Origin of the sequence: Natrinema hispanicum, from assembly GCF_900111485.1 — an archaeon.
In the GTDB taxonomy this organism is placed as follows: Archaea; Halobacteriota; Halobacteria; order Halobacteriales; family Natrialbaceae; genus Natrinema; species Natrinema hispanicum_A.
Genome location: NZ_FOIC01000003.1, coordinates 105,362 through 128,791, shown reverse-complemented (window position 1 = coordinate 128,791; position 23,430 = coordinate 105,362). Strand labels below are relative to the sequence as shown.

23 protein-coding genes are annotated in these 23,430 nt (G+C 62.6%); 9 read left to right on the top strand and 14 right to left on the bottom strand.

Annotated elements, in window-relative coordinates; translation table 11 throughout:
• Positions 1-9: 9 nt before the first annotated feature.
• From BSG09_RS04080 to lrp, 3 genes are all read right to left on the bottom strand, one after another.
• Entirely contained in the window at positions 10-1,281 is a 1,272-nt protein-coding gene (locus BSG09_RS04080) for a chymotrypsin family serine protease (protein ID WP_139246182.1), read from the bottom strand.
• Positions 1,282-1,552: 271 nt separating this feature from the next.
• Positions 1,553-1,741 carry a hypothetical protein gene (locus BSG09_RS20640; RefSeq protein WP_175542135.1) on the bottom strand — a complete coding sequence of 63 codons (189 nt, stop codon included), beginning with the start codon at positions 1,739-1,741 and terminating at the stop codon, positions 1,553-1,555.
• A 223-nt stretch (positions 1,742-1,964) separates the two neighbouring features.
• The gene (gene lrp, locus BSG09_RS04075; RefSeq protein WP_092930448.1) at positions 1,965-2,432 is read right to left on the bottom strand and encodes an HTH-type transcriptional regulator Lrp; all 468 of its coding nucleotides are present in this window, start codon (positions 2,430-2,432) and stop codon (positions 1,965-1,967) included.
• A 126-nt stretch (positions 2,433-2,558) separates the two neighbouring features.
• On the opposite strand from lrp, the gene glnA reads away from it, so the two are divergent.
• From glnA to BSG09_RS04060, 3 genes are all read left to right on the top strand, one after another.
• Positions 2,559-3,914, top strand: a complete 1,356-nt coding sequence (gene glnA / locus BSG09_RS04070; protein ID WP_092930445.1) for a type I glutamate--ammonia ligase — start codon at positions 2,559-2,561, stop codon at positions 3,912-3,914.
• 229 nt (positions 3,915-4,143) lie between these two features.
• Positions 4,144-4,413 carry a hypothetical protein gene (locus BSG09_RS04065; RefSeq protein WP_092930443.1) on the top strand — a complete coding sequence of 90 codons (270 nt, stop codon included), beginning with the start codon at positions 4,144-4,146 and terminating at the stop codon, positions 4,411-4,413.
• A gap of 151 nt (positions 4,414-4,564) precedes the next feature.
• Positions 4,565-5,083, top strand: a complete 519-nt coding sequence (locus BSG09_RS04060; protein WP_092930441.1) for a gamma carbonic anhydrase family protein — start codon at positions 4,565-4,567, stop codon at positions 5,081-5,083.
• 88 nt (positions 5,084-5,171) lie between these two features.
• Here the strand turns inward: BSG09_RS04060 and BSG09_RS04055 are convergent, their stop codons facing one another.
• From BSG09_RS04055 to BSG09_RS04040, 4 genes are all read right to left on the bottom strand, one after another.
• Positions 5,172-5,675, bottom strand: coding sequence for a hypothetical protein (locus BSG09_RS04055; protein ID WP_092930439.1), 504 nt, complete (start codon positions 5,673-5,675; stop codon positions 5,172-5,174).
• A gap of 77 nt (positions 5,676-5,752) precedes the next feature.
• On the bottom strand, positions 5,753-6,880 hold the full coding sequence (pdhA, locus tag BSG09_RS04050) for a pyruvate dehydrogenase (acetyl-transferring) E1 component subunit alpha (protein WP_092930437.1): 1,128 nt from the start codon (positions 6,878-6,880) through the stop codon (positions 5,753-5,755).
• 67 nt (positions 6,881-6,947) lie between these two features.
• Positions 6,948-8,039 carry a CAF17-like 4Fe-4S cluster assembly/insertion protein YgfZ gene (ygfZ, locus tag BSG09_RS04045; protein WP_092930435.1) on the bottom strand — a complete coding sequence of 364 codons (1,092 nt, stop codon included), beginning with the start codon at positions 8,037-8,039 and terminating at the stop codon, positions 6,948-6,950.
• A 39-nt stretch (positions 8,040-8,078) separates the two neighbouring features.
• Positions 8,079-8,375, bottom strand: a complete 297-nt coding sequence (locus BSG09_RS04040) for a DUF6432 family protein (RefSeq protein WP_092930433.1) — start codon at positions 8,373-8,375, stop codon at positions 8,079-8,081.
• 221 nt (positions 8,376-8,596) lie between these two features.
• Here BSG09_RS04040 and BSG09_RS04035 point away from each other — a divergent pair, with 221 nt between their 5' ends.
• Entirely contained in the window at positions 8,597-9,682 is a 1,086-nt protein-coding gene (locus BSG09_RS04035) for a DUF7093 family protein (protein WP_092930431.1), read from the top strand.
• A 195-nt stretch (positions 9,683-9,877) separates the two neighbouring features.
• Positions 9,878-10,261 carry a DUF5611 family protein gene (locus BSG09_RS04030; protein ID WP_092930429.1) on the top strand — a complete coding sequence of 128 codons (384 nt, stop codon included), beginning with the start codon at positions 9,878-9,880 and terminating at the stop codon, positions 10,259-10,261.
• 423 nt (positions 10,262-10,684) lie between these two features.
• Here BSG09_RS04030 and BSG09_RS04025 read toward each other — a convergent pair whose 3' ends face one another.
• Complete coding sequence (locus tag BSG09_RS04025) at positions 10,685-11,821, bottom strand: DUF1214 domain-containing protein (protein WP_092930427.1); 1,137 nt, start codon at positions 11,819-11,821, stop codon at positions 10,685-10,687.
• A gap of 400 nt (positions 11,822-12,221) precedes the next feature.
• Between BSG09_RS04025 and BSG09_RS04020 the strand changes: the two genes are divergently transcribed.
• The gene (locus BSG09_RS04020; protein WP_092930425.1) at positions 12,222-12,410 is read left to right on the top strand and encodes a hypothetical protein; all 189 of its coding nucleotides are present in this window, start codon (positions 12,222-12,224) and stop codon (positions 12,408-12,410) included.
• 44 nt (positions 12,411-12,454) lie between these two features.
• On the opposite strand, the gene BSG09_RS04015 is transcribed toward BSG09_RS04020, so the two are convergent.
• From BSG09_RS04015 to BSG09_RS03995, 5 genes are all read right to left on the bottom strand, one after another.
• Positions 12,455-13,939 (bottom strand): heme-binding protein, encoded by a 1,485-nt coding sequence (locus tag BSG09_RS04015; protein WP_092930423.1) that lies wholly within the window; start codon positions 13,937-13,939, stop codon positions 12,455-12,457.
• Positions 13,940-14,076: 137 nt separating this feature from the next.
• Positions 14,077-15,918: a site-2 protease family protein gene (locus BSG09_RS04010; protein WP_092930421.1), complete on the bottom strand. Its 1,842-nt coding sequence runs from the start codon at positions 15,916-15,918 to the stop codon at positions 14,077-14,079.
• Positions 15,919-16,089: 171 nt separating this feature from the next.
• A complete protein-coding gene (gene lysS, locus BSG09_RS04005) occupies positions 16,090-17,778 on the bottom strand; it encodes a lysine--tRNA ligase (RefSeq protein WP_092930419.1) in 1,689 nt (562 codons plus the stop codon).
• Complete coding sequence (gene pyrH, locus BSG09_RS04000; protein WP_092930417.1) at positions 17,775-18,500, bottom strand: UMP kinase; 726 nt, start codon at positions 18,498-18,500, stop codon at positions 17,775-17,777. The genes lysS and pyrH overlap by 4 nt, the downstream gene beginning before the upstream one ends.
• Before the next feature lie 116 nt (positions 18,501-18,616).
• On the bottom strand, positions 18,617-19,636 hold the full coding sequence (locus BSG09_RS03995; protein ID WP_092930415.1) for a CapA family protein: 1,020 nt from the start codon (positions 19,634-19,636) through the stop codon (positions 18,617-18,619).
• Positions 19,637-19,741: 105 nt separating this feature from the next.
• On the opposite strand from BSG09_RS03995, the gene BSG09_RS03990 reads away from it, so the two are divergent.
• The 3 genes from BSG09_RS03990 to BSG09_RS03980 all read left to right on the top strand — a co-directional run bounded on the left by BSG09_RS03990 (position 19,742) and on the right by BSG09_RS03980 (position 22,530).
• A complete protein-coding gene (locus BSG09_RS03990) occupies positions 19,742-20,599 on the top strand; it encodes a molybdopterin synthase (protein WP_092930413.1) in 858 nt (285 codons plus the stop codon).
• A gap of 257 nt (positions 20,600-20,856) precedes the next feature.
• Entirely contained in the window at positions 20,857-21,099 is a 243-nt protein-coding gene (locus BSG09_RS03985) for a DUF7123 family protein (RefSeq protein WP_092930411.1), read from the top strand.
• A 273-nt stretch (positions 21,100-21,372) separates the two neighbouring features.
• Entirely contained in the window at positions 21,373-22,530 is a 1,158-nt protein-coding gene (locus BSG09_RS03980; protein ID WP_092930409.1) for a site-2 protease family protein, read from the top strand.
• A gap of 1 nt (position 22,531) precedes the next feature.
• Here BSG09_RS03980 and thiL read toward each other — a convergent pair whose 3' ends face one another.
• Complete coding sequence (thiL, locus tag BSG09_RS03975; RefSeq protein ID WP_092930407.1) at positions 22,532-23,428, bottom strand: thiamine-phosphate kinase; 897 nt, start codon at positions 23,426-23,428, stop codon at positions 22,532-22,534.
• Between the last annotated feature and the right edge of the window lie 2 nt (positions 23,429-23,430).

Below are 23,430 nucleotides of genomic sequence, written 5' to 3'. Positions count from 1 at the left end.
GTGTACTCACTACCGTCTGACGACGTATTTGACGTCACAGTCGACCGGTGAATTGGACCGCTTGTTCTCCATGCGGATTCGATAATAGATCCCGCTGTTCGTTTTGTACACCGACTCGACCGAACTGCTTACCCATCCGTCCGTCGTGGTCGGGATCGCATCGAAGTCGACGTTGTAGCGGTCGTTCCAGGGGCCACTCCATCGGGCGATCGTCTGTCCGCCCTTGAGCGTCATCGAGAACGTGGTCCCCGTAATCCGGAGGTCGTCCGGGTCGACCAGTTCTCGGCCGGTCATCGGCTCGAGCTGCCCGTGGAACTGCTGGACGGTGTCCATCGGGATTCCGAGCGTCAGACTGCTACTTCCGGCAAACAGGAGGCTCGTGCCGTAGAAGCCGTCGGCCCGCTCGAGACCAATGAGGCTCCCGCTGTCTCCGCCGGATGCGATCGGCTCGAAGACGTCGAGCCCGACGAATTTGGCGGTGCCGTGTTTGGACCCCACGTTGAACGTGGCGTTTCGTGCAGTGCATTTCCCGGCAGTCACCGAGGTCGTTCGACCACTTTTCGTGTGCCGTTGTCCGAGCTCCGCGTCGGTGAACGCTCGCAGGTCCGACTCGACTTCGAAGATATCCGATTGGAGGTGATCCGGGCGGACCTCGACGAGCGCGCTATCGGTGGTGTTGTCCTCGCTCGTCGAGATTTCGCTGAAGTCGACCAGGGTCCCGATGATATCGTTTGCCCCGCCGCCATCGTACGTGCCGGGCTGATACACGTCGTCGCCCTGACTTGCGTCCCCGCTGTCTGCGGCCACGTGCGAGTTTGTGAGGAAAACCGTGCGTCCGTCTGTCGTCCGCAACGGTGGCGTTCCGAGTGTCCCCGCAGTCACGTTCGGGTGGCCCACGGAGACGCCGGCCGGCGCTGGTCGCCACTTTTCTTTTCGAGAGAGACTCGACGGGATCGCCTCGAGTTCCGGCTCCGCTTCGGCGATCTCCATCGGTGGTTCTGCCGGCCGCAGCGCCTGCTCGAGCATCTTCACGTCGCCTGATTCCTGGACGTCGACTTTATAGGTCTCGTCGTCGATTTCGAGTTCCTCGGGGAGGATCTCCTCGTCGGCCAGTTCCTCTTCCGGCCGTTTCTCGTCGACGTAGACCACGATCGCTTCTGTATCCGTTATTCCCTCGTCTCGAGTCTGTTTCAGCCCGAACGCCGTTCCAGTTACGTTTTCAGTCGATTCAAGCTCTTCGCGGATCGATTCTGGGATTTCCATTGCTTGTATCTGTGCCATTGTAGGACCTCCGTGTCAGTACTCGTCGTCCGATACTGGTCGTCAGCCGCGTCCGGCAAGGCATGCCCACCATTACTACGCACAAAAATATAATTATTAGTAATATTACTTGCTTATCAGCGTGGGTGAACTCTCAATCCCCGCAATACATGTGCGGGATTATTTTCAGTGGTGACGAGTCGACGCGACCGCAGTCGGAAGCGTCTCGGGTTGAAAAGTGGGTTCCCGTTCGATGGCCCCACCAAGGCAGGCCCCCTCGATCAGTACGGCGTTATCCTTCGATCGGTTCGATGACGCCTTCGTGGACGTGAAATTCGACCAGCGGCGTCGACATACTGGTCACGACGAACCAGACCTCGTCTTCGCGTCGGTACGTGTCAGTGACCATCATGTTCTCGGCCGGAAGCGGTGGGCGTGTCCGTGGAGGAGTTGTAGATTGCGTGTCGGAACTATCGTCCATCCTGTCCACCCGTATCGGCGGTGAGATAGTCAACGCTTCGGCTTCGGAACACGCCGTTTGCAATCCGAAAGAACAGTGGCGTCGTACTGACCCGCCCGGCACAGATACACTTAAAACAGCAGTCGATACCGCTGCACACATCGACCTCGTCGAGAATTTCAGTTTCTTTTCGCGTTCAGGAGTGTTTTCGGCTGCTCACTTCCCCCTCCGGTGTCCCTCCGAATTAGGCCGCTTCCTCGTCGACCTCGAGCTCGAACTGTTCGTTCTCGGAAACGGCGTTCAACACGACGCTGGTGTTCGAGGCTTTGATATCGGGGTCGGTCAGCAGTTCTTTGATCTGGTCGTTCATGCCGTCAGTGTTTTCGAACTTGCCGATGGCGATCACGTCGTAGTCGCCGGTGACCTCGTAGACGCTGGTCATCTGGCGGTGGTCGCGTAGCGTGTCGGTGACGTCAGGCAGGGCATTCCCCTCGACTTGCAGCTGGATGACGGCGGTTACGTCGTAGCCAACCGCGTCGTAATCGACGCGGGGGGTATAGCCCTCGATGACACCCTCTTCCTCGAGATCGGAGAGGTGATTCGAGACGGTCGTCACGGAGACGTCGAGCTCCTCGGCGAGGCTGCGCAGGCTCGCCCGACCGTCGCCGAGAAGTGCATTCACTAGTTTTGCATCGAGATTTTCGTACGTCATCACATCGACTCACTCATTGAAGCCTTTAGAACTTTACGAATATGCAGTTTGGGACGGGAGAGAGAAGATTTGCTCGGAACAGTAGTGTTTTAGTAAGCGGGTTACGAGAATACGACGACGAGAAAGATGACAAGCGGAAACCTCACAGAAACAGAACAGGCGGTGCTGGACGAGATCGAGGAAAAAGACGTTGACTTCCTCCGACTGCAGTTTACCGACATTCTCGGAACGGTCAAGAACGTCTCCGTCCCAGCCCGTCAGGCCGAGAAGGCCTTTGAAGAGGGGATCTATTTCGACGGTTCTTCTATCGAAGGCTTCGTGCGCATTCAGGAATCGGACATGCGGCTCAAGCCCGACCCAGAGACGTTTGCGATTCTGCCGTGGCGCAAGAAAGAGGGCAGCGCTGCCGCCCGAATGATCTGTGACGTCTACGACACCTATACCAGCGAACCCTTCGAGGGTGACCCGCGTCGCGTCCTCAAGAACGCGCTCGACCGCGCCAACGAGATGGGCTATACGGTCAACGCCGCACCCGAGCCGGAATTCTTCCTGTTCGAAGAAGACGAAGAGGGCCGCGCGACGACCAAGACCAACGACGCCGGCGGCTACTTCGACCTCGCGCCGAAAGACCTCGCCTCCGACGTTCGCCGTGACATCATCTACGGCCTCGAGAGCATGGGCTTCGAGGTCGAAGCCAGCCACCACGAGGTCGCTGAAGGCCAACACGAGATCAACTTCACCTACGACGACGCCCTGACGACGGCCGACAACGTCGGTACCTTCCGCACGGTCGTCCGTGCAATCGCCGCCCAGCACGATCTGCACGCGACGTTCATGCCCAAGCCCATCCCGAAGATCAACGGCTCGGGGATGCACACGCACATCTCGTTGTTCACCGAGGACGGCGAGAACGCCTTCCACGACGACGACGACGAGTTCAACCTGAGCGAGGAGGCCCACGCCTTCACCGCCGGGATCTTAGAGCACGCACCTGCGATCACGGCGATCGCAAACCCCACTGTCAACAGCTACAAGCGACTGGTGCCGGGCTACGAAGCTCCCGTCTACGTCGCGTGGTCCGACCGCAACCGCTCGGCACTGATCCGCCGACCTGCCGCACGCACGCCCGCCGCGTCGCGCATCGAACTGCGCTCGCCCGACCCGTCGTGTAACCCCTACCTCGCGCTTGCGGTCATGATCCACGCCGGTCTCGACGGCATCGAGCAGGGACTCGAGTGTCCCGACCCGGTTCGCGAGAACATCTACGACTTCGACGAACAGAAACGCGAGGAGTACGGCATCGATACGCTGCCGGCCAACCTCGGCGAGGCCGTCGACGCCTTAGAGGAAGACGAAGCGATGTACAGCGCGCTCGGCGATCACGTCGCCTCCAAGTTCATCGAGGCCAAACGCCAGGAGTTCGAGGAATACCTCATCGACGTCTCCGAGTGGGAACTCGACCGCTACCTCGAAACGTTCTAACCCGGTTCCTGCTGTTCCCATAGCGTCGGTTCTTTTATATTGCGGTCGGTCAGTCGCTAATCGGTCGTGTCGTGGCCCTCGAGCGTGCTCCCACGCGGGCGCGAGATCCACCGGATAGCACCACTGGCGACGTTTCCCGGGCAGCTGTTGGAGCGACGGCCAGGCATTGCACACCCGACGCGCACGTTCAAGGTCGAAGCGTAGCGGTGTGGCCGTCTGACGACCGCGTATGGCTAACACCCCTGATATCAATAAAGTCGAGACGGAAGACGACTACATCCACGTCCGGTTTCGCGATCTCGATCGATACGAGGAGATTCGGACTCCAGACTGGACGGAGCAACCGGCGCGGTCGGTCTCGGCAGGCAGTGAGGTCCGCACGGGAAGACTCGAGGGTGAAGACGACTGGGAGGTCACGGGCGTTCTGATCGACAAACACGTCGATGAGGACACAGCGAAAGAAGAGGCGCGTGAGATCGTCGACAAGATCGAATCGTAAGCTCGCTCTGTCGACACACCCGGCTCGAGCCGCCGCGTGGGCACGCACAGTCGATCAAATCATCGTTTCGGCACCCGCGAATGTAGCCGCGGCGTGATTGTCACATCTAACACACTTCAGTATTATATGTCTGATCGTTGAGCACGCGGACATGGTTGACAGGCGAACCTACGCGTTCGAGGGGACTCAACCGACGATCGATGAGACAGCACAGGTAAGCCGAGAGGCGACGCTCGTTGGTGATGTCGACATCGGTGCCGACGCGAGCGTCTGGCCCGGTGTCGTGCTTCGCGGTGACGTCGGTCCCGTCCGCATCGGCCGTGAAACGCACGTCGGCGATAACGCGACGATTCACGCCTCCCAGCTCGGGGAGCAGGTCATGGTGGGCCACGGGGCCATTCTCAACGAGACGACCGTCGAGGATCGGGCGCTGGTCGGGTTCAACGCGACGACTAACTCCGACGTCACGATCGGCAGCGGCAGCATCGTCGCCGCAGGCACCGTCGTCCCAGACGGCTACGATATTCCGCCGGAGTCGTTCGTCCGTGGCGTGCCGGCCGAGATTACGCCACTCGAGAAAACGGGGATCGACGCCGAGGCGATCCTCGAGGAGTACTCCTCGGGCGAGTACACGGATCTGGCCAAGCGCCACGAAGAACTGTTCGAGTGATCGGTCTCATACGGACCGCTGTCAGTCAGTTCCGGCGCAACCGCGACCGTGCTGCGGTTGCGACGGGAACCAGTGACAGCAGACCGTATCAGGCGTGCTGGGTCGCTGAGCCGAGTTCGAAGATCTCCCGGTAGAGGCTCTCGGCGAGACGATCGATGTTTGCTTCAGCCTCGCCGGCGGCCATCGTATCGCCGATGCCCTGCCACTCGACGGACAGCTGGGTGATCGGCACCAGTGCGACCCCGCCGATGACGATCTCACCACCGGGCGTGTGAACGTGCCACGCCGTCTCCATCCCGGCCGACGATCGAGTGACGGCTTCGATTTCTCCACCGGCAGCGACCCACCGCTCAACGAGGTCGTCGGTGAGGCGGCGGAGCTTTCGTTCACCGAGCAGATGGAGGGCGATGCCGCCGCCCGAAAGCAGTGCGAACGCGACGGCTGCCATCGCCAGGCCGCCATAGGGGACGTTAATCGACGCGGCGAGGGCGGCCGTCACGACGACCAACCCGAGCACCCGCACGTCGATCGCGCTCGGCACCGTGCCGCTCCAGTTTCCCGTCGTCTCCCGAGACGACTGCTCGAGTTGCATCTCGACTGCACTTCGATGCGATGACCGGGTAGCCGTTTGCCTGTCCCATTGCGGACTTTATCCGATCGATTGCGAGTTTACTCGTCCTCGAGTAATGCGTCGTCGCCGTGGGTTTCGCGCAACGTCTCGAGAGACTCGTGTTGGGCCTCGAGCCGTGGCGTCGGCTCCGCGTAGGTGTACTCGAACATCTCGCTGGGATCTTCATCGATGCCTTCGGCGCGCTCGATCAGCGACGCCAGCGTCTCCTCGATCTCGGACTCGATCGCGTCGATCCGCTCGTCGTCGATGACGCCCTTGTTTCGCAGGTATGTCTCGAACCGATCGATCGGGTCCCGCTCGCGCCATCGCTGGACCTCTTCGTCGTCCCGGTAGACGCTGGGGTCGTCCGCCGTCGTATGCGCGCCGTAGCGGTACTGGACGGCCTCGATCAGCGTCGGTCGGGACTGGTCGCCGGCTGGCTCGAGTGCTTTTTCCCGCGCGGCCGCCGTCACGACGTAGGTCGCGAGCGGATCCATGCCATCGACCTGGACGCCCGCAAAACCGTAGGCGTGGGCTTTCTGCGCGATGGTCGCGCTCGCGGTCTGGTTCTCGCGCGGGACCGAGATGGCCCACTGGTTGTTGTGACAGACGAAGACGGTCGGCGTGTCGAACACCCCTGCGAAATTCATCGCCTCGTGGAAGTCTCCCTCTGAGGTCGAGCCATCGCCGAAGTGAGCGACGCCGACGCGCTCGTCACCGTCTAGTTTTGCCGCCCACGACCAGCCCACTATGTGAGGCAGATGTCCGGCGATCGAGATATTCAGCGGGAAGACATCGATTTCGGCCAGCGCGGCGTTGCCGTCCTCGTGGCCCATCCAGTAGAGCAGATATTCCCACGGCATCCCCCGCGCCGCAAGCGCGCCGTGTTCGCGGTACTGAAAGGAGATGGTGTCGTCGTCGGCCAGCGCGTACGTCGACCCGATCTGAGACCCCTCCTGGCCGGCCAGCGAGGAGTACGTTCCCAGCCGGCCCTGCCGCTGGAGGCTGATCATCCGCTCGTCGAACCGCCGAGAAAACCGCATATCCCGGTACATCGAGCGTAACGTCTCCGGCTCGAGCTCCGGTTCTAGTTCGGGTGCGACGACGGTCCCGTCGGCGTCGAGCACCTGTATCCGATCGTCCGGTGCCCGCTCGAGAAGGTCGCGCTCGCGGCCGTCTCCTGCCATGGATTGTCACTCGAGTGCGGCCTATATAACAGTGGTTCCGAACGCGGGTTAGCTCCGCCCCACCCGATTACTCATACACTGGCAGCCGATCCGACCGGTCTGAACCGTCGACGAACGGGAGTTCCGTGCGGGTCGCAGCAACTTCATCGCCGCCAACCCGGACCGTGAGTTCGTCGCTCTCGAGGCCGTAGTCGACGAGCGCGAGCGCGAGAACCGCCTCGCACATTGGACTCTCGCCCGCGCGGGTGATCTCGCCGACCGACGCGTCACCGTCGAAGATGGCCGCGCCGGACTCGGGGACCGCCTCGCCTTCGAGGGTCAACCCGACGAGTTGGCGGCTGGGCTGTCCGCGGTTCTCAACGCGGGAGACGACCTCCTGACCGACGTAACAGCCCTTCTCGAAGTCCAAGGCGCTTTGCAGGCCGAGAACGTTCGGGAGCGTTCCCTCGAGTTCAGTGTGAAACAGTGGCGAGCCGGCCTCAAGTGCGAGACTCTCGAAGGTCCGGTAACCGAAGGGGGCGGCGTTCAGCCCCTGATTGAGCAGCGTGTCGTAGACGGCCTCGGCGTCATCGGCGGCACAGACCACCTCGTAGCTCTCCTCGCCGGTGAGCGCGTCGGTGCGGATGACGGTAACGCCTTCGTCACCCATCGTCCCGCGGACGAACGAGTAGCGCTGCTCGGGCGAACCGGCACCGTTGAGGACACTTGCGATCTTCTCGGTGGCCTGTGGGCCGTGAATTCCGAAAATCGCGTACTCGTCGGTTGCAACGCGAATCTCGACGTCCTGGATGAACACCTTCTCAGACCACTCCTCGGCCAGCCCCTCGGCGGTCTCGGGCTGGGTAAACAAGAGGAGTCGCTCGCCCGCATTGTAAATGTAGAGTTCGACCTCGATCCCGCCCTGTGGATCGAGCACGAGCGCGTAACACCCCTGTCCGTCTTCTGCTGGAACGCGGTTCGACACCACGTTGTCGACGTACTCGAGACGGTCGTCACCCTCGACGACGAGTACGCCGTAAGCCAACTCGAGTAAGCCGACGCCGTTGCGAACCGCCCGATGCGTGCGCTCCGGTCGCCCGTAGTGTTCGACGATCCGCTGGTCTGCGCGCTCGCCGAACGTGGCCCCGAGATCTTCGTGGATGGACTCGATGACGCTCATGGATACCCTCTGGGCGCTGCGCGTATCAGGCGTTTCGATTCAAAAAGGCATCCGATCGCGCAGCCACTCGCCGATCGATTGCTCGTCGTCCTCGTCGGCCGGCTCGTCGGGGACGACGCGGTCAGCGGGCTTGATCACCGTCTCTGAGTTCGACTCGACGACGATCAGATCGTCTTCTTTGAGCATCGACAGGGCCTGCTCGAGTTCATCGATGTCGACCTCGACGGCCGCCCGGAGTTCGAAGACGGTCATGCCGTCATCGGCGCGATCGACCAAGGCATCGAGTATCGCCACCTCCGTCCCCTCTCGGTTCCGGTACTCCCGCTTTGCTCTCATCCATGTTCCCATTCGACGACCCGGGATTTGACGTTTGTCGTTCTGACGACGTGGCGATCGGCTCGATTCACGATACTCAATCACAGTATTGGGATCGGACCTGAACGGACACCGTTGCGCTTTTCGACAGGCTGGAACCGCAAGACAGTTCGAATTACTTTCACGAATAGCAGACATACAGGCAGTACGTTTTTTATGGACTGGATCGGTACGATTGGACAATGGTCCTGCGATGTTCGCTGCTCGGACACGACTTCGGCGACACCGAAGTCGAACACGAGCGCGAAGAACGGGGCAGTGAGGTCGTCGTCACCGTCCAGGAATTCGAAGAGTGTTCCCGCTGTGGCGAGCGCAACGTCATCAGCGAGAACACTGAGGTGACCAGCCTTGCCGCCGGAACAGATGCCGACTCACTCCCCAACGATCACGATCCCGAGCCAACTGAACCGCCCCTCGAGCCAGACGCTACTGACGAACTCACGTCCGAAACGGACGCCGCGGTCATCGATACTGACGAATCCGTCACTGAGACGGATGCGGAGTTCATCGACGCCGACGAACCCGATTCCGGAGGGGACGCTGCGTTCGTTGACGCTGACGAACCTGCCATCGAGTCGGATGCGGAGTTCATCGACGCCGACGAATCCGGTTCCGAGACCGATGTCGATGGTATCGACGACACCACCGAGTCGACCGCTGAAAGCACAGCCACTGACTCGGACACGGTGACTGCCGCCGCGGAGACCACGGCCACCGACGATATCGATCTCCCGACCGACGAAAACGGCGACCCCGTCGTCGATGACGGCGAGATCCTCGAGGACGACGATCATGCCCCCGAACGGGACCGCGAACACGGTGAGTGGCCCGACTCGAGCGACGTCGGTCCACCGGTCGGTGCCGACTCCTCCCCGACGGCATGGCCCGATGATGACACCGACACTGAGACTGACACCGAAGACGTGGCATCCGACCCGCCCTCGACCGACGACGACGCGGTCGTGATTGACAACGACGTGCCAGCAGATACCAGAAACGACGCTCGGTCAGTGACCGCAGCGCCCCCGACCGACGCGACTGACGACGCGACCAACGACGCCTCGTCCGAGTCGGCGAGCGGTATCGAGTGGGCCGACTCGGTTCCGACGCCGACCGAACGCGAAAATGACACCGCAGATGACGTTCCGACCGAGTTCTACTGTCCGCGGTGTGACTACGTCGCCAGCGGCGACCGCACCTCGCTGCGCGCCGGCGACATCTGTCCTGACTGTCGCAAAGGCTATCTCAGTGAACGCGAGCATCAGTAGCCGTCACCCACCAGTTGTGGTCGTCCGTTCACTTACACCGCTGCTGGCCGGCCGATCGGTCGACGACCCACCCAGCCGGTGGTCGAATACGCACCCCCGTAGCCCGACAAGCGCGTTCAGTAGCAGTGATCGGTCAGGAGACCGAAACGTCGGCTATGAAAAGAGGTAAACGCTCCGCCGTGTTTCTCCCAACCCATGAAGGAGTACAAGATGCGCCGCGGTGAATATCTCGAGGAGCGAATTCCGGATCTGGAGTCGACCGTCGAGGACTACTTCGGTCCGATCACGGGCACCCAGGAGTACAAGGGCAGCGAGCTCTTCTGCATCGAGGAGCCTGCCAACCCTGTCTTCGAGAAGATCGTCGTCGGTGCCGTCGAGTACTCCGGCAAGAAGGACAAACTCGGCGTCGAGTTCCACGAACGCGACCCCACCGAACTCGGCCCCGACGAACTCGAGGCCGCCGCCGATGCCGTCGACGCCAAAAACGACTTCCTGCTCGAGGCGACCGGCCGCGACGCCAAGTCTCGCCGCGACTCGATGAAGCGGAAAGTCGAAGACGACGGCGACCACGACTTCTAACACCCTTTTACACTGCGGTCTGTCGCGAGCGAGCGCGTAGCGTCTCGCTCGCGACGCCCCTCGGTGAAATCTTGAGAGAGCAAAGCTCTCTCGGACCTCGCGGGAGCGACGCTCCCGCTTAGTGTTGATCAAAAGCACTCCTCTCCCCTACGGGTCGGTCGTCGGCCCGCTTGCTCGTTATCCCTCGTTGAGCGGACGCTCGCGTCCGCGACGTCGTCGGCGTAAAGCGCCGACTGTTGGTCCCTCGCTGCTCGGAAGAGCGTGTGCTTCCGTTGGGTCGGACGGCTCTCGGCCACAGGCCGCTGTATTCGGTGTGAATCCAGTGCAGTACGCTCGTCGGTTGAAGATGGAAGACGAGTCGACGTTTGATATCGCGACGATTCAGTCGCCTGAAGCCTCAAGACCGATATCCGTGCGGTTCCCTCACTCGACCGGCTGGGCTTCGGGGAACTGATAACTTCCGTCGATGATTGGTTCGCGCGGTTGGTAGAGCCGGATGATATAGTGCCATCCTTCTGGCGTGTAGATGAAGTTCGGCTGGTCGGGGTCGCCACCGAAGTGGATCGTGACGCTGCCGTCGTCGTTTGGTTCTGCGGTCACGTTGTTGACCGAATACGCGTCGAACTCGTTCTCCTCGAGGAAGAGATCACTGTTGTAGACGGTGACCGACCAGAACGCGTCGACCGGGACATCGCCAACGGTGAGGGTGTATGGCGTTGTGCCGTCGTTCTGGGTTGGAATCCGTTGGAGGAACAGCGCTTCCGATGGCTGCGGGGGGCCGGTCCACCCCGACGGGCTGGCGACGAAGAATTTCACCGGGTCGACCTGGTCGACGTCACCATACGCGCCCGAGAAGTCTTCGAGCGTTCTAAAAACCGTTGTCATCGCCTCGTCGAGCTGTTTGAACGATTGCTGATCCCAGTTGGGGATCTCGAACGAGCCAGACGATGCTTGTTCGACGCTGATCTCGTCTTGGAGTTGCCGGACCTGGTCCAGATCAGTCGGATCGTTCGGGTCAACAAACATGCGGATCAGGACGCCAGCATACCGAGTCCCAACCATATCTTGTGTGATCGTGTACTCGCCGGCGTCGGTGGCGAATATCTTCACGTATTGATCCTCGTTCTGGACACTCATTGACTGGTAGCGGTCACCACTGTCTGGGAGCGTGATAGAGACTGGTTCGGTCAAATCGAACACCCCGAGTGAGTAGACCGTGTCACGATTTGGCTCGACGTCCAACTGCTCGCTGACTGGAGTTATATTTCTGAAATTATAGAGCTGTCCGAACCCGCCCTCGTCGACGGTTGCCTGGAACGAAGCATGACAGTTGGCGCGTGGGTAGTTCTCCCACGTCACTGGGATCGACTCGTCAGCTGCTGACGACTGCTGGTCCGTCTGCTGGGTGTTCGCCTCCGAGGAGTTTTGGCTGGCAGTGGCACTGCCACTGGCTAGCGCGAGTATTCCGGCGAGACCTGCCCCGCGAAGCGCGGTTCGACGCGTTGCCCGAAGCGGTTCGAAGTCCGATTCTGGTGTCGTGTCATTTGACTCGTTACGCATGGCTCGTGCCTCTCTGAGTGGCCCACAGCAGCAGTTGCGGCCGACTCACACGCATCCACTCCAGCATTCCATATAATACAGTGACACGACTCGAGAATGATTTCATGATGTGATGTTGGTAGTAGATTGCTGAGTGTTTCTAAATTCTCAATGGACCTCCTGTCCCTGTAGTGAGCGTTCACGGACCCCGCTATTCACCCGTCAGTTCGTGTTGCACTTGCGCTGTGTATCTCGCACGCCTCCCAAAACATGTGCTCCAACTGGGAGACAATTCTGCGATACGTTCGCAGAGACACTGATCAGTTGATTCATTCGTCTCTATCTGAAATCAATACCTTGTGAGGAATTGGATGCTGTCCTCTTCGTAACGGCTTTGATCGCTGCGTCGAACCCTCGAGTCATGGACCCACAGGCGTTTGTCGTTGCAACGCTCGTTGCCCACGTCGGGCTCGCACTGTTCGTGACCGGCCACGCGCGCCTGACTGAGACCGAGGCCGGCAAGTGGCCGTTCGTGACGCTCGCGTTCGGGTTAGCCGGGGTCGCCGCGTACTTCTTCTACGACGAGTCGTCGGACGCAGGCGCGATTTAAGCTCGAGTCTCGATCTCGAGCCGGTCGGAAAAAGCGCCCAGTGTTCAGGCGAGGAAGACGTGTCGCGGCCGGTCGGCGAGGACGTCGCGACCGAACTCGACGGTCTCCGAGAAGGCGTCGCTGCGGAAGAACTCCATGGCGTCCTCGCGAGAGTCCCAGCGGCTGGCGATGAACATGTCGTTTTCGTCCTCGCGGTTGACCAGCAGGTCGGTCTTTCGGTGGCCGTCCATGTCGGCGAGCATGTCGGCGGCGTCATCGAACACGCCGGTGAAGTCGCTGCGATGCTCCGGCTTGACCGTGTAGAACATCCCCATCGTGCCCCACGAGTCGTCCTCGTCGTCGCCCGCCTGCCGGACGATATCAGGGAGGTCCGCGAGGAAGCCGGCAGCCGTGTTCGCAGCGCGTTCGGTGTCCCAGAGGCTGACGACTGCGGTCTCGCTGTCTTCGTCCCGTGCCTCGTAGACGGCCGTCTTCACGTGCGTGTCGTAGTGGTCGAAGTTCTGGCGCAGCCCGTCGACTTCGTCGGAGAGCTCATCGGCGTTGGCCTCGGAGTAGAGCACGACCGCGTGGACGTCTTCGCCGTGTGGTTGGCCCGCGTAGACGCCCTGCTCCTTGAGTTCGCTGCGGACGTCCTCGTCGTCGCCGTGTGAGCCGCCGGAGCCGCCATGGTGGCCGCCCGACTCGCCGTGGTGGTGGCCTTCGGTGTCGCTGCTCGCATGGGGGTGGCCGCCGTGTGCATCGTCTTCCTGTGGCACCGGCTCGCCCGCGAGATAGGCATCCAGATCGGTGGGATCCATCCGGCGGGCCGAGAAGAACTGTCCGAACTCGGCGAAGCGGGAACTCGAGGGATCGAAGCGCATCTCGTAGAGCAGTTCCTTGACGTCGGTCGGGTCGTCGCCAAAGAGGGTGATCCCCCACTCGAAGTCGTCGAAACCGATGCTGCCGGCGATGATCTGTGTGACGCGACCGGCGTAGTCCTTGCCGATCTCGCCGTGGTTCGAGAGGTAGTCCGCGCGCTCGTCGAAGGGCAGCTCGTACCAGTTGTGGTCGGGCCCGCGGCGCTTGTCCATCGGGTAGAAACAGAGGAAGTCGCTGTCCGGCAGCTCTGGCTTGAGCCGGGACTCGATGTAGTTTGCGATCCCGGTGTCGGCGGTTTCGCCCTCCTCGAAGTAGTCCTGGGACATATAGCCCGAGACTTCCGTCACCGAGAGATAGGAGTCGGTCCGCTCGGTGAACTCGGCGAGGGCGGTGTGTTCGAACCGGCGCTCGAGCGTGTCGATGTCGGCGAGCGTCGGCCGCAGGTGCAAGACGAGCAGGTCGGCCTTGTGGCCGAGCACCGCGAACGTTGCCGACTCGCCCTCGTCGGCGTCGTCGACGTGTTCACAGGACGTGAGATACTCCATACCCTCCTCGATCGCCCGTTCGCGCCGTCGCTCGGGCGCGTCTCGCCAGGCGTCCCAGTCGATCGACCGGAAGTCGTGCAGGACGTACCAGCCCTCTTCGGTCTGTGGTGGTTGCCGTCGTTCCATAGACGCGGGTTAGGACGGCGACGCTAAGAAGGGCCGGGTTTCTCCCCAATATCGTGTGATGATCCTCCTGTCTGTGAGCGGTCGCGCACACTGCGCGTTATCGGCTGTTTCGTCGGCTGACCGCCCCAGCTCCGGGTTCAGCCCGCGAGCAGTTGCGGCCCGAACAGCAACATGAGGAAGCTGACGAGCATCGTCACGCCGATCGTGGTCGTCACCACGCGGACCATGCCACGGGTGGCGTTGATCGGGAGCCGCGAGACGATCGCTTCGGTGCTCGTCCGGAGGATGTGCCCGCCGTCGAGCGGGAACGCCGGGATGCAGTTGAAAAAGCCGAGCTGGACGTTGATCCAGCCGGTCCAGAACAACAGGTTCGCCAGCAGGAAGATGCCTCCGTCGCCGAACGCGCCGAGTGCGCCCTGGACCTCGTAGAAGTTCTGAATCCCACCGGTGAAGCCGGCGAAGTTGAAGGGAAGCACGCCGCTGACGCCGATAACGGGCAGCAACAGTGCCACGCCGATCTTACCGAGGAAGGTGTCGGCAACCGGGCCGAACCGCGTCTCGCTGTCGCCACCGAGCAGGCCGAGATATTCGCCTGCGGGGTAGAGCTGGACGCCGATATCGCTCATCGAGATGCCGGACGTTCCCGGCTGGGGCTGAATGCCGAGGAACCCGCTGTCGGTGCGCGGATGCTCGTCAAGGGTGACAGTGTAGGTCCCACGCTCATCGCCGAAATAGCCCTCGACGGTGACCTCCTGGCCCGGCTCGGTGTCCTCGAGCAGCCCGGCGAGGCTCCCGTAGTCGTGCACCCGTTCGCCATCGAAGTGGGTGATGACGAACGTCTCGTCGGTCGGCCCAGTCTGAGACTCGAGTGGCTCGTCGTCGACGATCGAAACTGCAGCACCGATCGTTACCTCACGTTCAGTGCGCTCCCCGCTGTTTTCGGGTTCGATCGTCAGCGTGACGCGCTCGTTGTCGCCGACAGCGTCGGTGAAGCCGCGTTCAGTCGCGACCGACTGCCCATCGACCGCCCGGACCTTATCGCCAGCGGACAGTCCTGTCGGCCCGTCGTCGGTCGCCGCGGTCACGAGCAGCGCGCGGTCAACGGGGACCGTCTCCTCGCCGTTGAGTTCGACACGCACCTGCTCGCCGTTGGTGGCCTCGAGTCGGTTCGCAAGGTCGCCGTTGCTCTCGACTGCGGTGCCGTTGATCGCCGTGATGCGGTCGTTGGGTTCGATCCCGGCGTCGGCAGCAGGGGAACTGTCCGCGACGCCGCCGACGGCAGCGCCCGGTGCGATGGCGATCGAGCCAGCAACCGGACCAAAGAGGAGCGCAAAGGCGAGGATCGTGATCGCGAAGTTGTTCGTGACGCCGGCGGCGAACATCCGCGTCTGGCCGCCACGGGAGGCCGCCTTGCTGCTCTCTTGATCGGGTTCGACGAACGCACCGACGGGGAGGATGGCGAGCATCGCAACACCCATGGAGTCGATGTCGATGTCCTCGACGCGACAGAGCAGCCCGTGGCCACCCTCGTGGACGACGAGCCCGACGAGCAGCCCGAAGACGATGCCCGGTGTGGCCGCAAGCGGCAGGAAGTCGTTGACGCCGGGGATCACGAGGACGTTGCGTGGCTGTCGGACTGCCGATGACGACACCTGTGGCGACGAGAGCGTGACCATCGCCGCACGGATGAGGAACACGAACATGCTCACCATCACGACGATCGCAATGCCAACGCCGAGATTCGACCACGCACGCCAGAACCGCTTTGGCTGTGCGAGCCGGTCGAGCAGGGCACGGCCGCGTTTGGTGTGGAACGTGAGAATCGGCCCCTGTGTACCGATGTAGTCGGGCAAATAGCCGCCATTTCGCAGGCTGAGGACTGCGACCCAGTAGAGGAGGAGGCCGACCAGAACCCACGTCAGCACCTCCGATCCGTAGATCTCGGGGGGTGAGACGACAGCGGGGAAACCGTGATCCATTGGTAGTGATTCGGGCCGGCAGTCTCAAATGGCTTTTGTCTATCCCATTGGTCGGAACCGAGACTGGTACCCCTCTCGAATCACGTCTCGAGCGCAGACGACCGCCCGTTGGGCCGGCTGCTGCAAGTCAGTTGCCTGTCACTAATTGTTGGTTTGTCGTCCGGGACCGGCTCAGCGTTCGCGCCGGAGCCGGTCGACGACGAATTCCTGGTCGACTTTCGCGAGGAAGGGGCCGAGTTTCGGTCCCTGGTCTTCGTCGAAGAACAGCCGGTAGCCAGCCCCGAAGAAGTCGCCGACATCGACGTCGTTGCGTTTCGCGGTCTCGTAGATCTCGCCCTGAATCTCGTCGGGCTCGTGGCCCTCCTCAATAAAGTCGGCTAGTTCCGCGAGTGCGGCTTCGGTGTCCGCACCGAAGTCGTGGGCCGGAATCTCGCTGCGCTTGAGTTCGTAATCGAACTCGTTGCCAGTTCGGCGCGCCCAGTTGCGGGCCCGCTCGACGCGCTTTAGGGCACCCTCGACGGCCCACTCGGGCGGATCGTCGGGAATGTGGCCCTCGCGGCGGGCGATCTCTTCGCGAAGATCGGGATCGTCGGTCATCCCGAGCACCGCCGCGAAGGTGTAGGGCAGTCGAATGCGTTCTTCGCGTGGCTCCTCGACCACGAACGGATAGACGCGTTCGGCGAAGGCCTGCTCGTCTTCGTCGGCGTCGATCTCCCCGAAGTAGATCGCCTCGAGCCGGTCGAACTCGTCGACGAGCTGATCGAGCCGTTCGATGCTGAAGTCCCGCGCTTTCGAGGGGTCCTTCGCGAAGAAATAGCGCAGGACTTCGGGCTCTAAGAGTTCGAGCACGTCCGAGACGAGGATGACGTTGCCCGCAGAGGAGGAGAAGGGCTCGCCCTCGAGGGTGAACCACTCGTAGACCATCGGCACTGGTGGCTGAATCTCGAAGACGTTCCGCGCGACGTCCTGGCCGCTGGGCCAGGAGCCCTCGGCGTGGTCCTTGCCGAAGGGCTCGAAGTCGACGCCGAACAGTTGCCACTGGGCGGGCCACTCGAAGCGCCAGGGGAGTTTGCCCTCACGCAGCGTCGCCGTGCCCTCGTGGCCACAGCCGTCGATCGTCTGATCGCCGGCGTCCATGTCGGTACAGCGGTAGTCGACGGTTCCGGCGTCGGCGTCGACGCTCGTCACCGTCTCCGTGATCTTGCCACACTCCTCGCAGATCGGGTTGAAGGGAACGTAGTCCTCGTCGACTTTGTCCTGGTACTGTGCGAGGACTTCGCGGGCGCGATCCTGATGCTCGAGGACGAAGCGGGTGATGTCCTCTAAGTCGCCGGATTCGTAGAGTTCGGTGTTCGAGACCAGCTCGATCGGCACGTCGACGGCGTCGGCGCTGTTCTGGATAATGGTCGAGAAGTGGTCGCCATAGGAGTCACAGCAGCCGAATGGGTCCGGAATGTCGGTGTAGGGTGCGCCAAGATTTCGGCCGAGTGCGCCGGCGTCGACCTCGCCGAGATCGACGAGGTTGCCCTCTAAGTCACAGAGCGTCCGGGGCAGCCCTCGGAGTGGATCGCGGTCGTCGGCGGTGAAGACCTGTCGGACCTCGTAGCCGCGGTCGCGAAGGACTTCGGCGACGTAGTAACCGCGCATGATCTCGTTGACGTTGCCCAGATGGGGCACGCCCGAGGGCGAGATGCCGCCTTTGATGACGATCGGCTCGTCCGGTTCGCGCGCTTCGATTCGATCCGCAACGGTGTCGGCCCAGAACGCATGCCGCGTCTCGCTGGCTTCCTCACGCTGGAGCGTGTAGGGGCTGATCGCCTCCGACTCCGGCGTGTCGTCTGCGTCGCCGTCGTCGCTCATTGCTCGTCGCTTGCCCAGTAGGTCGGTTCCGCACCGACACCCTCGGGGACGATGTCAGTGCCGCCGTGTTCGCCGTGTCGGACCGCGCGGGCGATCCGGTCGGGGTCCGTTCCATCGAGGACGATCGTCCGCATCCCCGAGCGCTGGATGATCTTCGCCGCCAGCAGGTCGACGGGCGCGGAGGCTCCGGCGTTCATCTCGAGGCCGGCGATGGCGTCGACCAGTTCCGTCGCGGAGAGTTCGTCGTACTTCGTTGCGTCGTCGTCTTCGTTCGGGTCGGCGCTGTAGACGCCGGGAACGCTCGTCGCGTAGACGAGCAGGTCGGCGTCGATATACTCCGCCAGCGCGGCCCCGACGGCGTCGGTGGTCTGGGCCGGCGCGACACCGCCCATGACGCAGATATCGTCTCTGCGGAGTGCTTCGCTTGCCTCCTCGTAATCCAGCGCGGGCGCGGTCACGGACTCCTCGCTCAGCGCAGCGATGAGCAGCCGGGCGTTGAGTCGAGTGACATCGATCCCGAGCTGGTCGAGTTCGATCTCGTTGGCCCCGAGATTCCGTGCAGCAGAGATGTATTCACGAGCGACACCGCCACCCCCGATGACGGCACCGATTCGACAGCCCTCGTCGATGAGGTCTTCGATGACGGCCGCGTGCTCGGCCACCCGGTCTGCGCCGGGTTCGGGCACGAGGACGCTTCCGCCGATAGAGACGACCACTTTCATACTACCCCGGTGTAGCGGAGTTGCTATCTTAAGGGTTGCCAACTGCCCGGACGGCATGGTGACACACCCCTCGAGCCGCGAATCGGTATCGAGCCCGTCTCGCCGATCCAAGCCAGCTACGCCTCGAGCGAGAGGACGAGTGCGTCGCCGTCCCGGTCGAAGGAGGTCTCGAACGGTTCCGAGAGGTTCCGCATCCGGTTACGGGACCACTCGGCCGTCCCCGAACTCGCCTCGTGGACCGCACAGTCGTCGATCTCGGTCGGGTGCAATCGGAGCTCGACCGGGTCGCCGTCGGCAGTCACCGAGAGGACGAATAGGAAGCTCCGGTCGTTTCGCAACTCGGGGTCGACCCGGTAATCGTCGACGAAATCCCCGGCATCGTAGATGATTGGACACCCTTCGTGAACCTCGATCGCCTGGAAGACGTGGGCGCTGTGGCCGTGCACGACGTCGACGCCTTCTTCGACCAGCCAGCGGCCGAACTCGCGGAACGAGTCGGGCGGCGTCGTGACCATGTTCGGCCCCCAATGTAGCGAGGCGACGACCAGATCCGGATTCGTCTCGCGTGCGCGCTCGAGGGCCGCTGCCACGCGCTGTCGCGTCTCCGTGTCGTCAACAGCAATATCGATCCAGGCCGTTCCCGGCGAATCCTCACTGGCGGCGTACTCCGGCGTGTTATCGGTCAGCGAGATCACGGCGACCTCGAGCGTGTCGTCGCTGTCCGCGTTCGAACCGCTGATCGTTCGAACTGCCGGTTCGAGGGCCTCGTCGATCGTCTCGCCGGCACCGGCACGCGCGATGCCGGCGTCGTCGAGCGCCGCGAAGGTATCTCGCAACGCTACTTCCTCGTAGTCGAGGATGTGGTTGTTCGCCAGTGTACAGACGTCGACCCCGGCGTGCTCGAGTGCGGGAATCGCCCAGTCGGGGTCGGCCCGGAAGTGAAACGGCCGGTAGGTGCGTTGCCACTGCTGGCCGCGCGTCGAGAGACAACACTCGAGGTTGATCACCAGCCCGTCAAGGCTGCGTAGGCGCTCGAGGGTCGATCCCCACACCGCGTCGACGGAGCGGCGACGCTGGCGATCGTCGACGACCCGTCCGAGCATGACGTCGCCCGTAAAGCCGATTCGAAGGACCATAGCCGTATTGACGGGCGCTGTGTGCAAAGATCTCACACTCGCCATCGACTGCCGGCTCCCGCGACCGGCGATAGCTACAAACCCTGAGCCGACCATGTCTCGGACATGCACGTACTCGGTGTCCGGGAGGCGGGAGCCAACCACGACACGCTCGAGGCGGTCGTCGATCGGATCGTCGATCGGCTCTCCGAACGCGGGCGGGTCGGCGTCGTCAGATACGATGCGACGATCGCTGACGGAACCCATGCACGCGAATCGCTCACGTTCGACGAGGACATCACCACGGTCGGTGGCGACGTGACCTACGACCTCGGCGTCGACGGCGACTGGACCGCCTCGGGAACGGGGATGTCCGTCGGTGACGCACTCGATAGCCTCGCGACCGACTGTGACTACGCCGTCGTCGTCGGTGTGTCTGCGCTGCGGTACCCCTCGGTCGTCGTCGGATCGGCCAGCGCTGCCGACGAGACCGACGACAAGACGATCGCGAGCGTCGACGGGCCCGGCGACCTCGAATTCGATGCCCTCGTGACAGCCCTCGAGTCGGCCGAGCCCCACGAGACCCTCGAGTCGCTGGTGACGCGGATCAAACGATCGCCGCGAGCCGACCGGGCCGGGGCGATCGCGACGTTCACCGGACGGGTCCGTGCGAAAGACAGCGCCGACGACGCGCGCACACAGTATCTCGAGTTCGAGAAGTACGACGGCGTCGCCGACGAACGGATGGCTGCCCTCGCAACCGACCTCGAGGCGCGAGACGGCATCTTCGACGTCGAACTCTATCATCGGACGGGGGTCGTCGAGGACGGCGAAGACATCGTCTTCGTGGTGGTGCTGGCCGGCCACCGAGAGGAGGCGTTCCGGACCGTCGAAGACGGGATCAACCGTCTGAAAGACGAGGTGCCGCTGTTCAAAAAGGAGGTCACCGTCGAGGACGAGTTCTGGGTCCACGAACGATCCTGACTGTTATGTTCGTTTATCGAAGTGGCTGAAATATCGAAACAGTATCGAAAGGGGAACAGTGTCTAACTCGTGATCGTAACAACCGAGATAATATATTAGCAGCTGTTTTAAAATGTCTCGAGCTCTCTCGTCCGTTTATTAATCGTTCTTTATCGAAGTCTGAAACGCCGCTTACCCCCCAGATAACTGAACACAATCGAAACGTCGCGAATCATCCTTCCTTTATAACAGCTATCGGCCACAAGGAGTGAACGTCGATGAGTACGACTGCCCACCCCTCCACGGAAAGCAAGGAAAGCCGCCTGAAACGCTATCTACGCGAACGTGCCGAAGACGACGGTGAGCTGTACTTCAAAGGTAAGTTCATCGCAGACGACGTCGGCATGTCGCCCAAAGAGATCGGCGCGCTGATGGCCAAGCTCTCCGGCTCCGTTGCCGACCTCGAGATCGAGAAGTGGTCGTACACGAGTGCGACGACGTGGCGCGTCGCACCCGCCTAACACGCATTTGGCTGGTGAGATCGGACCGCTCGATTGACTGCCCCCGCTCGTTCTCCATTTCCCTCGGTGTGAGCGAGACATGCGTCTCGCGGCCGTGTTCGTCGTGGTCATGGGCTGTGACCGCTTGCGAGTCACAGGTTCCCGATGCACCCGCGACTATCCTGCGGTCCCACCGGCACTGACTGACAGCAGCCGTATCAAACCCGCTTCAGGGAAACGGAGACCCCTGCCGACGGCAGTCGATTTATACTCGGCGAGAATGAACCACATATGATGGACGACGTCGACCGGCCCGGATTCGACACGGCAGGGCGAGGGACTCACTCGCTCGAGGATGGGCCGCCGATCGACCGAATCGAGTCAGTGTTTGCAGTCTACGAGGTTCGCCGCGAGGATGGACAGCTCGTCTACTACGGTGATCCATTGGCCCACCCCGAGCGGGTGATGCGGGAACTCTGGCCGGCGTTTCGTGAGCGCGGTTACGATGCGACGCTCGAGCGTCGCCACGGCGAGTACGCGCTCGTCGCCGAGCCGACGACCCTCGGCGTCGACGGGATTCCGTGGACGAACATCGTGTTGCTCCTGTTAACGGTGTGTTCGACGCTGTTTGCGGGCTCGTTCTGGTATCAGCTCGATCCGGTCGCTGACCCGACCGTGATCTGGCAGGCCTGGCCGTTTACCGCAGCGATTCTGGGCGTGCTCGGCATCCACGAGATGGGCCACTACGTCATGAGCCGCTATCATCAGGTCAACGCCTCGCTGCCGTATTTCATCCCGGTCCCGACGCTGATCGGGACGATGGGGGCAGTCATCACGCTGAAAGGCAGGATGCCCGACCGGAAAGCGCTGTTCGACATCGGCGTTGCCGGGCCGCTGGCCGGACTCATCGCGACGCTCGTCGTGACGGTGATCGGCCTGCATCTGCCGCCCGTGACTGTCCCCGAAGCGGTCGTCCAGGATCCCAATTCGATCCGGATCGAACTCGGCTATCCGCCCTTGCTCGAGTTACTCGCGGCGGGGTTCGACCAGCCGCTGTACCGGAACGATCCGGCGACCGGGGTGAATCCGGTCGTCATTGGCGCGTGGGTCGGGATGTTCGTCACCTTCCTCAACCTCATTCCAGTGGGCCAACTCGACGGTGGTCATATCCTCCGGGCGATGGCCGGCGAGTTCCAGGAGACGATCGCGGCGCTGGTTCCGGGCGTGCTGTTCGCGCTCGCCGCGTACCTCTACTACGTCGACGGCTACAGCGTGAACACGGTGTTCGTCTGGATCCTCTGGGGGTTGTTGACGGCGTTTCTCGCCTCGAAGGGACCGGCCACGCCGGTTCAAGATGAGCGACTCGGTCGGGGGCGATTCGTCCTTGGGACCGTCACGTTCGGACTCGGATTGCTCTGTTTCATGCCGGTGCCGGTCATGATCATCGGCTAACTCAGCCGTGCGTGTAGCCGCGATCCGCGAGCGGTTCGCCATCCATGGTGAGGCCGTCGTCGGCTTCGCGGACCGAGCCGATCACCGACAGCGGGACGTCAGTCGCCGCTCGGACCGCTGACAGTGCAGCTTCGGGAAGCGTCGCGACGAGTTCGAAGTCCTCGCCGAAGGTCGTCGCGAGCTCGAGCGCCTCGTCTTCATCGTCCGTGACGTCGTAAACGGCGTTGTCGATCGGGAGCCGATCGGCCTCGATCGCAAACCCACAGTCGCTGGCTTCGGCGAGCTGGTGGAGCGAGCGAGCGAGCCCGTCGCTCGAGTCCATCATCGCGGTCGCGTGGGGGGCGAGCGCTCGGCCAGCGGCAATCCGCGGCGGAAACCGAAACAGGTCGTTCGCCCGCTCGAGGAAGGCATCGTCGTCATCGATCGCACGATCGAAGAACTCGAGTGCAGCCGCGCTCCGACCGAGCGTGCCGGTCACGCAGACGACGTCGCCGGGCTGTGCGCCGCGTCTCCGAACGGGATCGTCGGTACGGCCGATCACGGTCGTCGAAACGGTGAACTCGTCGTGACCGTCTAAGTCGCCACCGACATACTCGGTGCCAACCAGTTCGCAGACGTCGCTCGCGCCGCGGACGAACGCGAGCAGTTCGTCACGGTCGAACTCGGGGGCGGCGTAGGCAGCAACCGCAGCAGTCGGCTTGGCACCCATTGCGGCGACATCCGATACGGACGCGCCGACAGCGCGCCAGCCGGCCGTGTAGCGTGTCGTTCCATTCGGAAAGTCCGTCCGCTCGTGGAGCATATCCGTCGTGACGACCAGTCCGTCGACGACGGCGGCATCGTCCCCGGCAGCCTCGAGTTCCCCATCGAGCAGCGCCAGAGCGGCTCGTTCGTCCATAC